The organism is Geobacter sp. AOG1 (genome assembly GCF_019972315.1).
Taxonomy (GTDB): domain Bacteria; phylum Desulfobacterota; class Desulfuromonadia; order Geobacterales; family Geobacteraceae; genus Geomobilimonas.
This window is the reverse complement of sequence record NZ_BLIZ01000001.1, coordinates 2,476,898-2,489,456: the sequence shown is the minus strand read 5'-3', so window position 1 is coordinate 2,489,456 and position 12,559 is coordinate 2,476,898. Positions and strand designations below refer to the sequence as shown.

The window sequence follows — 12,559 nt, the reverse complement described above, 5'->3', positions numbered from 1 at the left end:
GTCCTCCTTCTTCCCTATCCTATTGTGTTATAAAACATCAGGTTGATTCAGTAGGCCCCCCTGCACTTGAACACCGCTAACGGCGTCAGGCACAGTATCTTGATATCCAGCCAGAGCGACCAGTTTCTGATGTAGTTAATGTCAAGTCTTACCATTGCGTCGAAGGTGGTCGAACTTCGTCCCGTTACCTGCCAGAGCCCCGTTATGCCCGGCTTCATCTTCAACAGCCGATACCGGTGCCAGATGTCGTAATCCTCAAACTCGTAGGGGATTGGTGGACGCGGTCCCACCAGTGACATTTCCCCCCTAAGCACGTTGATAAACTGGGGCAACTCATCAATGCTCGTCTTGCGGATGAACCGTCCCAGCGGTGTTATACGGGGATCGTTCGTAATCTTGAAAACAGGCGCCGTGCCACCCCCATCAGGTGCATTTTTCATATCGCCACTGATTAGCTGTTTGAGAAATTCGCGATGTATCTTGTCATCGTTGTTCATATGCATCGACCTGAACTTCAGGAACGTGAACCTGCGACCGAACTGGCCGACACGCTCCTGACGGAACAGCACCGGTCCGGGTGACGTGATTTTTATGAGGAGTGGAATAGCAATAAAGAAGGGAGAAAAGAGTACGAGGCCGACTATACTACCCAAAATATCCATTCCCCGTTTAATAACGGATGCCATACTGGTCGTGTCGGCGAGCTTCGCCATATCGGGATAGAATGTGGGATTGAGATAGTTCTTGGGTTTCTGTTTATCGAATTTCTCCGGGAAAACATGAAAAATCAGTTCCAATTTTGCGAGAACTGCTGGGGACAAGGTTTGGGCAAGGTTTGCTTTTATTTTGTTTGCAATGGCTTCTATGGTATCCCAGATTGATTCCCCGCTAAAAGCCGTAAACATGACGCCAATGACGGTTCCACGCTCATACCACCCACACAGATCAACTTCTCGAATGGATGAGGTAAGCGACTTGACAATATTTTGTATTTTCTTGTCCGTCCCATCGTCTGAAATAATTTGTTCCACGTTGATCAACAAGAGAAGAATAGGCTTATGGGTCCGTTCCGACCGTTTCCGTTCCAGACAGAGGGTTTTGTTGAAATAGTCCTCGACATACAGACCGTATTCCTGATCAAGAAGTTCATAGGGGATATGATTATCTTTTTTGTGCATATCCTGCACAGTTTCTTCCAGAGTATTTGTCGGTTTCATGAGTACCCCCCGCATGTAGAGATGCTGCCTGCAACGTTACTACAATCATAAATTACAGCCACTTGTAGACGGAATCCGGTATATAGAATCGTCGCTTATTGAGAACTATGCCGAGGATATTCCCCCCGTTTTTGTGTATTTTGTCTCTCACGGCTTCGGCTACCTGCCAACGGGTCTTTTCCGCCTCGATGACGAGGATCACGCCATCGACACTACGGGTCAGAGCAATACAGTCGGGCGATGTGGTAGCTGAAGACGAATCGATCAGAATCAGGTCGAATTTCTTTTTAAAATCAGTCAGCAGTTTGCTCGTTGCAGCGAAGTCGTAGATATGAGGAGACAGGGTCGTGTGTGGAACAAGTGGAGAAAGGTACAGATTCTGGTTTCCCGCTTTGTAGACGGCATTTTCAACCGGATCCCCGTTTTTCATGGCGTCTTTCCAGCCGTAATCGGGAGGGATATTGAAGAATATATGCTGGCTGGGGTTACGATGGGCGGCATCTACAATGAGTACCGATTTCCCCATTACCACAGCCGCCTGTCGAGCAAATTCGCGCACGACGGTCGAAACCCCTTCCCCTTCATGGGAACTGATGAACTGAATCGCCCTCTGGGGAAGGTCGGGGAGAACGAAATCGATATTCTGATAGAGGGCTATCATCTCCGTTTCAATTGTGGGGCCAACGTTCTGCAAGGGGTATTTGTCGGCCCGTACCGGTTCTTTCACTGTTGTTTTTAACGGAACACGTTTTTCTTCAGGCGACGTAACGGCCTGTCGCTCTTGGACGTTTTCCCGTTCTTTTTCCGCCAGTTGCAGAGCCTCAAATATATTGCTCATGGAAATATCTCCTTCTCGACACAGTCAATGATGATGGCAGCAAAACATCTGCATAGGCCTACCTACTGAAGCCCAAAACGGTTAAGGTCATTGTCTTATTCCCGGGGTGGGAAAATAATTTTTTCACCTTCTATGATTTTATTGACATTTTTAATCCAAGGGTTGTTTTGTTTAACTTTCTCAATCAATTGAGAATCAACCGTTCCGTAATGGTCCTTGATCAGATTTGCCAGGGTGTCACCTTTACGAATCAGTTTTCTACGTAATAATTTTTCGTTATCTTCAGATAAGTTGTTTGTTTTAACTGCTTCGGATACTTCGTCACTCTTGCGCACCTGTAAGAGTGAATTGGAACTGCTTCCAGCTTTTGCCATTCGCGGCGTTACATGACTGACCTTTTGGACAACAGATTGTGTTTCGTCTCTACCAGCTTGTTGTGGAGTTTGGCGGTAAATCATGAAACAGAGTACCCCAATCACCAGCAGCATGAGCGATACGAAGAAGGCTTCTCTTCTCGTCGGTTTCACTAAACCGAGATCGGAACTGATTTCTTTCAATACTGAAAGATTTACTTTTTTTTGTTTGTACCCGAATGAAGTGATCAGACAATTGTCGCAAAGAATATTAATGGTGCGTGGAATACCTTTTGCCTGCCTGACCAGTTGTTTGAGCACCCTTTCAGGAAAAACCGACTCAATACCAACGGATGCTTTTGCAAGCCGATGCTTTACATAACCCATGCCTTCATCCAAGGTCAGGGGCCTGATGGTTGATTTAACGGCTATTCTTTGGTGCAGTTGTCTCAGTTCGTAACTGTCAAGATTCTTTTCGAATTCGGGCTGCCCACTGAAAATAATCTGGATGAGCTTGTCGGTGGATGTTTCCAAGTTGGATAGCATCCGGAGATTTTCAAGTGTCTGCCGTGACATGTTCTGTGCTTCATCGATTATGAGCACTACGTTGCAGCCACGTTTGTACTCATGTATCAGAACATGATAGAGCTGATTCAACATCTCATAGACATCATCCGTCTCGACGGGTCTGCCAAGCCCTTGGTAAATGGTGTGAAGCAATGACTTGAACGATACATCCGCGTTAAACACATAAATTACTTTCACATGCTCTTTGTCGACCGTTTTCAAAAATGAACGAAGTATTGTGGTTTTACCAACTCCCACTTCGCCAACAATGGCGATGAAGCCCTTTCTCTGCTTGACTCCGTAGATGATCGATGCCAGCGCCTCCTTATGACTGGGGCTCAGATACAGAAACTCTGGGTCCGGCGTCATCCGGAAAGGCTCCTTTTGCATGTCGAAAAAACCCGTGTACATAAATTCGCCCTAGTCCCGATATGGCAGGGAAGCTAGTACCGGCAAACACAAGCGCCTCTCTGCACTTTCCACAGATGAAAGACTTTTGGAGAAATTTTCGATTATAAATGCAACACAAATCCCCAGAACAACTCCAACCAGACACCCTACCAGAATGGCAAAAAGTTTATTTTTCGAAACGGGCTCGGATGGAGGAATTGCAGTCTGTATAACACTCAGATTGGCTAACTTAAGCCGGTTCATATCTTCAGACAAACGGGCTTCCTCTGACTTGTTCAAATACGTTTGATAATTTTTTTCTGTGGCAGCAACTTCACGTTTCAAATTTTGAAATTGCTGAGCACTCCCCTCTAGCGCTTGTATCTGGCTGTCTAATTGACTCAATTGTCCTCTTACTGCATTAACTCTGGCTTTCTGTGAATTCAAGTCCGCCTCAGTCTTCATCAATTCCATACGCACCTGTTGGACGACAGCATTGCCGGATTTCTGTTTAATCTGCAAATCTGCCTCCTGACTCTTCAAAAAATCTTTTACCAGGTCAATCTCTTTCCGGATGTTCATGACCATCCGGCTGTTTTCATTATATTTTTTGAGGAGTTGTTGTTCTTCCAATTGGAGAGCAAGAAGCTTGGTCTTAGTTTCACCAACCACTCGATCAAAATCTGATTGGCTGTTAAGACTTTTATCTTGGGCTACAAGTTGATTCTGTTTAGTGAGAGTCGTAAGTTTCCTACTCAATTCATCCACCCGGTTCTGAGCGTCCCTCAAAGATGTATCTAGCAACACCCGCTGTTGAAGAATAAGACTTCGCTGTTCATCGAGTGAATAGACCTGTTTTTTCTGCTTGAAATTCTCAAAATTCTTTTCCGACTCCTTCAACTGGTTTTCATAGGCAGTAAGTTGCTGATCAAGAAATGAAGAACGAGGATTACTGAAAACCTGAAGGTGTTTTTCTTTATAAAGGTCAACAAGGAGATTTACAGCATTGGCGGCTATTTTAGGGTTGTTATGACGGAAAGATACCTGGATAACACTGGAGTTCTTTACCCCTTCCACAAAGAGGTTTTTCTGAAATATTGCAACTGCTTTCTGTAAGGAATTATTTCCAGTTGCTAGGTCTGGGTACAATGTTTCTATATGCAAGGTAGAAATAACTTTCTCTGCTAGTTCTCGATTTGTCAGTATCTGAATCTCAGTTTTGATAATGTCAGGCATGTTGACTGTCATTAGCTTTTTCTCTTGTCCGACTTCAGGTTCATTGAGGTATTCACGCCCAATCTTCACCAGAACGCTAGATTTTGCTATAAAAACAGGAGGTTTTACCAGTGTCCCAATGGATACTATGACTGAACATGAGAAAAATATAGTCAATATTATTACTTTGTGTTTGAAGAGAATAGAAAGCAACTCTCTCATACCTGGTGATTTTTCTTGCTTGATTGGATATATATCTGACATGATTTGGTTCCTCTATTGACTGAACAATGATTTAGAATCCTATGCCATAGCTAACCCCAAACGGTACTGGCACATTTTTTCTAATATACTGATCCACCCATACATTCACATCAGCTATAGTAGACTTCGGAACATACACAATGTCATTTGGCTGAAGAAGTATGTCCTGACGTATATCGGTACCATCAAGCACTAGCTTCAGGTTCACGACCATCGAGGTGACTTTGTTTTCTCCTACGCGGCGAATGACGATGACTTCGTCGACCCTTGCGGTATCCTTCAATCCCCCTCCTTGGGATATGGACTGAAGGACGGTCATAGGCCCAAGCATGGCAACAAGACCAGCTTTATTAACCTCCCCGTCCACAAACACCCTTTGGGCGTTAAAAGCTCTCACAATGACAGCAATAGAAGGTTTTTCAAGTTCAGCGGAATAGGCTTTGGTAAGTTTTTCGGTCAATTGTTGGGGAGTCAATCCCACTGCCTTTAATTCCTGCACCAGTTGGAGGGAAATGCGTCCATCCGGTCGCACCGTCACCAACGTTTCGTTCAATTCGGGATGATAAAAGAACTTGATGTCGAGTTGATCACCGATCTGTAGATGGTAGTCTTCCGCAGGAACGGCAACGGCCTGCACTCCGGGATAGTCCAGCGGAGTCGGATTGCGTACCACACTGCAGGCACTCAAAAGAAGAATCGTGATAAACATTTTGACTATAGTTGACATCGGGTGCCCCTCCTCTGATAATAAGTCTATTGGCGGTTACTAATTCACTACCGGCACAATCGTTAATTAACCGCAACTATTTCCACGTAATAAGTTTGCACTGATTAATGATTTATCTTAAGTTTACTCATAAATAATTGATATGTATGTCGGACTAATCCTCTTTTTTTTGTAAGACTTGCAGAACAATAAATGTAGGAATTGTCCTACAAGCCGTTTCATCACACATATTTACGAAACTCTTTACAATTATTTTGCCTAATACTTTTTCCTTATAATCACTCATAGCAACGTTTCACAAGTTCCTACCAAGGGACGGTAAGACATTAATGTTGCTGATACCTGGCATGTCACAAGAACTAATTTTTAATGAGACAGTGGGATTTAATCGGTATCACGAGGTACTTTGAAGGGCAACACAGGTAACACTATTAACAACCAGCAATCTCAACCCATCTCTTGAAAAAAAGTTAAGAATCAGTACATTCTTAAATCACCGATTAAGGGAATAATTGATTATTTCACAACGATTTTTTGAGGTATACACTTGACGGAACTGGTTTGGAAGGAGCATAGAGGGGGAAGTAGCTCTTTATTTTAGAGTACGTTATGAGATGGGTATGCTTCAGAGTCATTGCAATTAATCAAGCAGGCCATGCTTGATAACGTAATTAATGATTTCCGCGTTGTTCCTCATCTGCATTTTTGTGAGGATCCGCTTTCTATAGGTGCTAACCGTCTTCACACTAAGGGAAAGTTCGTCGGAAATCCCCGTGACGGTCTTACCGGATGCTAATTGGCACATGATCTGGTACTCCCGGTTGGACAACTCATCATGGCTCGGTCGTCCGGTATTTCTTCCCAACTCAGTCGCAAGCTTCTCGGACAGAGAATCACTGACATATTTCCCCCCCCAATATACCTTGCGGATGGCGGTGATCAGTTCATCCGGTGCACTCATTTTTGTCAGGTAACCGGATGCACCAGCACGCAAGGCACGGAACGCATACTGTTCTTCGGGATACATACTGAGAATCAACACGGGCAAAGTCGGTTTTTCGTTATGCAACTGCTCGAGAATCTCCAGGCCATTTCGTCCCGGCATGGAGATATCCAGTAGGACCAGATTACATTCCAACGCATTAATTCTACCAAACAGTTCGCTTCCATTGGAACATTCATCCACGACCACCATATCGGGAACATCATCAAGAATCTGTTTCAAGCCTTTGCGTACCATGACATGGTCATCGGCAATAAGTATCTTTATCATGTTCTACTCCTGTGCTATTTCATGGCCCACGACGCGACATTATGTATACCTGACACAAAATCAATTCATCGGTATGATCACCGTGAGCAAGGTTCCTTCACCCGCAACACCACTAATATGTACTTCGCCACCCCAGAGGTGGGCGCGTTCATTGATGCCGATCAAACCAACCGATTTCGGATCGGTGATCTCCGCCTCCCGTATTCCTCTGCCGTTATCCTTGATCTGGAGCATGATTCCCTTTTTCCTTTTCTTGAGGGAAACCTCCACCCGTGAAGCTCCGGCATGACGCATGACATTGGTCAACGCCTCCTTATATATCTTGTAAAGGGCGGTCGACCGAGCTGGATCCAGTTTCTTTTCGTCGATACCAAGGGAAAGATTGCACGCGATACCAGTTCTTTTCCGGAATTCTTCCGCATGCCATTCAATGGCCGTGACAAGCCCCAAGTCGTACAAAAGGCGGGGCCTCAATTCCGTCGCAATCCGCTGCACCGTCTCTACGGTTACATCAATGAGTTCGGCCATCCCCCTGGCCTTTTCAGCAAGAGCGGGTCTGTCGGCGGGAAGCCTGTTTGCAAGCCACGACACATCGAATTTAAGAGCTGTCAGCAACTGACCAACTTCATCATGAATTTCACGGGATATATTCTTTCGTTCCTTTTCCATCAGAGATTCCAGATGGGACGAAAGGTTACGCAAACTCTCATGGGAGGCCAGCAGTTTTTCTTCTGCCTGTTTTTTCTCGGTGATATCCGTATGCGAACCGGCCATGCGGTATGATTTTTTCTTGGTATCGCGAAAACTGGCCCCGCGAGTCAGAATCCACCGGTAGTTGCCATCCTTGTGGAGCATGCGGTACTCCACTTGAAAGAGAGGGCTTTCCCCTTTCAGATGGGCGTCTAATACAGACATCACCGTATCGTAATCTTCAGGATGAACCCTTTTTTTCCATTCATCGATGGAATTGCTGATTTCATACTCTTCATACCCGAACATTCCCTTCCAGCGTGCCGAAAAATAAACCTGACCGCTGGCGATATCCCAGTCCCATATACCATCGTTTGCTCCGATTGCCACAAGTGCGTTCCGCTCCTGACTTTTCAGAAGTTCGCTTTCCGCCTGTTTTCGCTCGGCAATCTCTCCCTGGAGTGCAGCCACGGTATGGGCCAGTTCTGATGTCCTTTCCCCTACCCGCCGTTCAAGATCATCCCGGCCCGCCTGAAGCGCCTCCCGTGCCGCAAGGTGGCGCATCGTCAGCGATGTAACTGCCGCCAGCTGATTCAGAAGGACCTGGTCCTCGTCCGTAAAGTCACTGCCATCATGTTTATCAGATACTATGACGAATCCGCAGGCATTCCCATTTTCACCGGTAAGACGGGCTCCGAGTAACCCACGCAGCAGAAGATGATCATTCGGTATCCCCCACCACTCACTATGGTTTCGCAACATTTCATCCGTTAGGTTCAATGCATCGACCTTCTTCAACAACTCTAGATGGACTCCCCCCTTTTCGACCGGTAGCATTCCGTTGCCTGCGGGGAGAGGCTCCCCCGTCCTCGTTGCGGCAAAGAATCTGAGTGAATCTGAAGCGGCGCCATAGGCGATCATCCCTATCTTGCCGCCAGTCAGGAGGCAGGCCGACTTTGTTATCGGGGGGAGTATTCCATCAAGGGATGTTTCCGAAAGCATTTCCAGAGAAACTTCCAGAAGGCGGCTCTGTCGCTCTCTATAGATTTTACGCGCCTTCTCGGCTTTGCGGGCAAAATCATGCTCGGTTGCTTCTCGAAGGGCCCGTTTAATGGAGGGTACAAGGCGGGGAAGATTCTGCTTGGAAATGTAATCTGTAGCACCATGCTTGAGCGCTTCAACTGCCCGTTCATCGCTCACTTCATTCGAAACGAAGATGAAAGGTACATCGGGACACAAAACCCGGGCAATCCGCAAGACAGCGATCCCGTTGATAGAAGGCGTGTAATCCGCAAGAATCAGATCCGGAGCACAATTCCTGCACTCCTTTTCCATCTCCTCCTTCAATGTTACCCGCGTCAGGGAAAAGATAAGCCCTTCCCTGCGGAGTTGCATTGCCACCAATTCCGTATCGTCGGGGATATCTTCGATCAACAGAATCTTGAGCATGATTCTCCAAACATATATGGTAATTCACTGTGCAGAAGTGCACCAGTTGGGCAGCACCAGATTGTTGGTTAATAATAACATACTTTTACAAACACGCTGAACTTACACCGTAAACCGGATCACCATCCAGAACGATATTTAACCACGCGATTGATATCAGCCAATAAAAAAACCCAGGATATGGCCTGGGTTTTCTTTTCATCACCTTCGTATCAAGCCCTACTTCTTGGTCTGCTTGGCTATAATCTGGTCTTTAATCTTCACGTATGTTGCCGCGGGGACTACCTTCTTGCTCGACAGTTGGTCTTTGCTGGCATAGGGTCTACCTGCAATTATTTTCTTAGCAAATACATCACCAATACCAGGGACAGCTTTTAACTGCGCTTCAGTCGCTGTATTGATATCCACCAATTCAACTTTAGCCGTTGGTGCTGCTTTTTCTACTGCTGGTGCTGCCTTAGCAGGTTTAGCAGGTGCCTTTTGATCTGCAGCCAAGGAGACAGATGCAGCGAGCAACAATGCAAATACAAGGGCAACGATCTTTTTCATTTGATTCCTCCTCAATTCAATTTGAATTCCATGGCTGCTATTTACCAAAGGTAGATCGAGGAAGTCAACTAAATAAAGGGCTCGCAAATACATCTCTTGCCTTCCCACCACCTACCTCCTAGGATAAGATGTATTCTACCCTAACTTCTTTTTATTCGGAAACTGTCTGATTTCGCTACATGTTTACATTTTAAACAACAAATCTGAGTTGCGGGTTTGTTGAGAGTACTCTGAGAAGCTAAAAGGACCGAGAGACTTTTTCCCTTTGCTGATGTTATGGCGAGTTTGACAGCTTCACGATTTCCACATGCAGGGCAATGGTAACCTTTTTTCATGAGACCCCCATACAATTGCCATGTAAATGTTTTCGACTGTAAAGTTAATTTGGTGAAGGTTCAAATATGTTCCACTATAAGATTGCCTGTCACAGCCAGTCCCATTTTCTACCATATACATAGACTCAGGCATCGTTCCCGACACGGTCCCCGGCAATCTTTTAGACAGTGACTTGACCAAAAGTTTAGCACTCTTGGTCTTCCACGTCTCAAGAGACCGCAAAATTTCTTTCCGCTAGAAGTGGCATTGCAAATATGGGAGGATCACGGCACGGAAATAATACCACCGGTTCCTTTTGAAGAGGTGGGGAAAATTCAAAGGGCCTTCTTCGATGTAGCAAAAAATGCAGCACACCGAAAAAGGCCCTTAGGTGGGGCAATAACCGCAATATTCTAAGCAGTTACCTTGAAATGGTGGAGGTGGCGGGAATCGAACCCGCGTCCGAAGATCGTACACAGAAGGCGTCTACATGCTTATACCAGTATTTGTTTTAGCTCCCTGAAGCTCCACTGGCCGGGATATTCAGGGGTCGATCCTGCTAAAATTCGCCTTGGGGCCACAGGCACTCCCCTCAGCTATCCCACTAAAATGACGATCTGTCCTCCCCCGTGGGAGAGGGCAGGCAGATCGGTAGCAGGGTATTAAGCTGCTACGGCGTAGTTATAATTATCGGCGCTTAATGCGTCCCGGATTGTTTTACGAGCCACCCGGACCTCGGCATGCAACCTTTGCTTAGTATCCCCGTCGAAACCTTTACACCCCCTTAAATTCGGGAACTGGGAATCGGTAACGAAAACCGGTAAAGCCTTTACCAGTCCCTAGTATCCAGTCCCTAGTCCCTGTTTCTTTCCTTGAGCGCTTGAGCCACGTCGCGACGCATGTCCTTCGCTTTCATGTCTTCACGCTTGTCATGGAGCTTCTTCCCTTTAGCCAGCCCCATCTCCACCTTAACCATACCGTTCTTGAAGTAGAGCCGGAGGGGCACAAGGGAATAGCCCTGTTCGCGTATCCTGCCGAAAAGCTTGGATATCTCCTTCTTATGGAGGAGGAGCTTGCGCATCCGGTCCGGATCATGGTTCGCCCGATTGCCGAAGTCGTAGGGGGAAATGTGGAGGTTATGGAGGAACGCCTCTCCGCTCCGCACCATGGCAAAGGAGTCATTCAGATTTGCCTTGCCCTGACGGAGGGACTTTACCTCCGTTCCCTGAAGCACCATTCCCGCTTCGAATTTCTCTTCGATGAAGTAGTCGTGATACGCTTTTTTGTTGTTGCAGATCAGCTTTTCTCCCATATGTTGATACTAGCAAAGGGGGCGGAATAATAGCAAGGGAAAAGGTCGGAGGGGAAAGCGGACAGCAACGTAACTAGGACAGCTGCTTGCCACCAATGAACACCTCAAGGAGGTCACTTCGCTCTATCAAGATTTCCGGCAGTTCGGACGAGGACCCCGTTTCTCCAGGCCGGACTATGAGAAAATCTGCCAGCTTGCCAGGGGACAGTGACCCCAGTTCATCATCCCGCCGGATGGCTCGGGCCGCCCCGATGGTAGCCATCTCCAGAATTTCGATAGGGGTGAATACCGAAGGAAATTCCTGGTGCAGGAAGCGCATTTCATCCCAGAGAGAGAGAGAGTCGTTACTCGCCAGGGAATCGGTCCCGAGTGCCAGGGGAATGCCTGCCTTTTTCAACAGTGCCGCCGGCGCCTTTCCCACCACAAGCCGGTCGTTACTCCGAGGACAGAGGACTGCAGTAACGCCTCGATGCTTGAGGATTTCCACGTCGGCAGGAGTGACGTGGACGCAGTGCACCACGGCGGTATCCCACCGCAACACCCCGAGGGAATCAAGATAGACAGTAGGGGTTGTGCGCCGTGGAGGGGGCAGGTGACTTTCCCAGCCGGCAAAGGGGTAGAGGAGCTCCGCTATCTTGCCGCCGGAGTCGTGGAGAAAGGCCAACTCCTCCCTCGACTCGGCCAGATGGACCATGGTCGGCAGGGAAGCACTCACCGCGAGGTCCGCTACCTCCGTCATGAATCGTGGAGAGAGGGTATGGGGGGAATGTGGGGAGATACCTGCTTTGAAACTGCCAGAGGGGAAGGTGTCCAGGGCATGCCGAAGTTCCGTCAGCAACGCGGAACAGTGTCCCTCGTCATGGCCGATTGCCTCGAAATAGAGCCGTCCTCCGAGACGACTCTCTTCATGGCACGGCACCAGGCTCCGCTCGGTAAGGATGTCTCCCACGGCCGTGGTCCCCGATTCCAGCGCAATACGGATTCCTTCGCGGACCGACAACTCCAGTTCGTCCCTGGTCAGGCCTCGTTTGATCTTGATGACCTGGATTACCCAGTCCACATAGGTGCGGGGAGAATAATCGATCCCCTTGCGCAGCTTCCACGAGGGGAAATGGGTGAGTTCCAGGTGGGTATGGGCGTTGACGAGTCCCGGCATGATGACGCAGCTGGGAAAGTCAGTAACCGCGCAACCGTACGCGGAGCGAAGCTCAGCCAGGGTACCAACGGCGACAACATGGCCGTCAGCCACGGCAATCGCCCCCCCTTCAATGGTTGGCGATTCCATGGGGACTACGTATGATGCGGCAAATATCTCCATGACCCGTCAGTCCCTCCCGCAGCAGAAGTACCAGAATTGTAGCAGGCAGTCACCTAAAAGCAAAGGGCCAAGGGGTTACACT

10 protein-coding genes and 1 other RNA gene are annotated in these 12,559 nt (G+C 47.6%); all 11 read right to left on the bottom strand.

The features are described from left to right. Nucleotides 1–47 precede the first annotated feature (47 nt). Nucleotides 48–1,217 (bottom strand): sugar transferase, encoded by a 1,170-nt coding sequence (locus LDN04_RS11340; RefSeq protein WP_223910356.1) that lies wholly within the window; start codon nucleotides 1,215–1,217, stop codon nucleotides 48–50. A 52-nt stretch (nucleotides 1,218–1,269) separates the two neighbouring features. Next, on the bottom strand, nucleotides 1,270–2,055 hold the full coding sequence (locus LDN04_RS11335) for a CpsD/CapB family tyrosine-protein kinase (RefSeq protein ID WP_223910352.1): 786 nt from the start codon (nucleotides 2,053–2,055) through the stop codon (nucleotides 1,270–1,272). Between the two features lie 95 nt (nucleotides 2,056–2,150). After that, nucleotides 2,151–3,344: an AAA family ATPase gene (locus LDN04_RS11330; protein WP_223910350.1), complete on the bottom strand. Its 1,194-nt coding sequence runs from the start codon at nucleotides 3,342–3,344 to the stop codon at nucleotides 2,151–2,153. 51 nt (nucleotides 3,345–3,395) lie between these two features. After that, complete coding sequence (locus tag LDN04_RS11325; RefSeq protein WP_223910347.1) at nucleotides 3,396–4,844, bottom strand: GumC family protein; 1,449 nt, start codon at nucleotides 4,842–4,844, stop codon at nucleotides 3,396–3,398. Between the two features lie 31 nt (nucleotides 4,845–4,875). Further along, nucleotides 4,876–5,571 carry a polysaccharide biosynthesis/export family protein gene (locus tag LDN04_RS11320; RefSeq protein WP_223910344.1) on the bottom strand — a complete coding sequence of 232 codons (696 nt, stop codon included), beginning with the start codon at nucleotides 5,569–5,571 and terminating at the stop codon, nucleotides 4,876–4,878. Between the two features lie 640 nt (nucleotides 5,572–6,211). Next, nucleotides 6,212–6,844 carry a response regulator transcription factor gene (locus tag LDN04_RS11315; RefSeq protein ID WP_223910340.1) on the bottom strand — a complete coding sequence of 211 codons (633 nt, stop codon included), beginning with the start codon at nucleotides 6,842–6,844 and terminating at the stop codon, nucleotides 6,212–6,214. Between the two features lie 60 nt (nucleotides 6,845–6,904). Beyond that, nucleotides 6,905–8,983 (bottom strand): PAS domain-containing protein, encoded by a 2,079-nt coding sequence (locus LDN04_RS11310; RefSeq protein ID WP_223910337.1) that lies wholly within the window; start codon nucleotides 8,981–8,983, stop codon nucleotides 6,905–6,907. 219 nt (nucleotides 8,984–9,202) lie between these two features. Beyond that, nucleotides 9,203–9,532: a helix-hairpin-helix domain-containing protein gene (locus tag LDN04_RS11305; RefSeq protein WP_223910333.1), complete on the bottom strand. Its 330-nt coding sequence runs from the start codon at nucleotides 9,530–9,532 to the stop codon at nucleotides 9,203–9,205. Between the two features lie 747 nt (nucleotides 9,533–10,279). Continuing rightward, nucleotides 10,280–10,631: a transfer-messenger RNA gene (ssrA, locus tag LDN04_RS11300) on the bottom strand. A gap of 69 nt (nucleotides 10,632–10,700) precedes the next feature. Further along, the gene (gene smpB, locus LDN04_RS11295) at nucleotides 10,701–11,159 is read right to left on the bottom strand and encodes an SsrA-binding protein SmpB (RefSeq protein ID WP_223910329.1); all 459 of its coding nucleotides are present in this window, start codon (nucleotides 11,157–11,159) and stop codon (nucleotides 10,701–10,703) included. Between the two features lie 73 nt (nucleotides 11,160–11,232). After that, a complete protein-coding gene (locus LDN04_RS11290) occupies nucleotides 11,233–12,477 on the bottom strand; it encodes an amidohydrolase family protein (RefSeq protein ID WP_223910326.1) in 1,245 nt (414 codons plus the stop codon). Nucleotides 12,478–12,559: the final 82 nt, after the last annotated feature.

Bases quoted from the DNA above. Each gene is read 5' to 3' on its own strand.
- LDN04_RS11330 (WP_223910350.1), bottom strand. From the start codon at position 3,344: ATGACGCCGGACCCAGAGTTTCTGTATCTGAGCCCCAGTCATAAGGAG.
- LDN04_RS11340 (WP_223910356.1), bottom strand. From the start codon at position 1,217: ATGAAACCGACAAATACTCTGGAAGAAACTGTGCAGGATATGCACAAA.
- LDN04_RS11325 (WP_223910347.1), bottom strand. From the start codon at position 4,844: ATGTCAGATATATATCCAATCAAGCAAGAAAAATCACCAGGTATGAGA.
- smpB (WP_223910329.1), bottom strand. From the start codon at position 11,159: ATGGGAGAAAAGCTGATCTGCAACAACAAAAAAGCGTATCACGACTAC.
- LDN04_RS11315 (WP_223910340.1), bottom strand. From the start codon at position 6,844: ATGATAAAGATACTTATTGCCGATGACCATGTCATGGTACGCAAAGGC.
- LDN04_RS11310 (WP_223910337.1), bottom strand. From the start codon at position 8,983: ATGCTCAAGATTCTGTTGATCGAAGATATCCCCGACGATACGGAATTG.
- LDN04_RS11290 (WP_223910326.1), bottom strand. From the start codon at position 12,477: ATGGAGATATTTGCCGCATCATACGTAGTCCCCATGGAATCGCCAACC.
- LDN04_RS11320 (WP_223910344.1), bottom strand. From the start codon at position 5,571: ATGTCAACTATAGTCAAAATGTTTATCACGATTCTTCTTTTGAGTGCC.
- LDN04_RS11305 (WP_223910333.1), bottom strand. From the start codon at position 9,532: ATGAAAAAGATCGTTGCCCTTGTATTTGCATTGTTGCTCGCTGCATCT.
- LDN04_RS11335 (WP_223910352.1), bottom strand. From the start codon at position 2,055: ATGAGCAATATATTTGAGGCTCTGCAACTGGCGGAAAAAGAACGGGAA.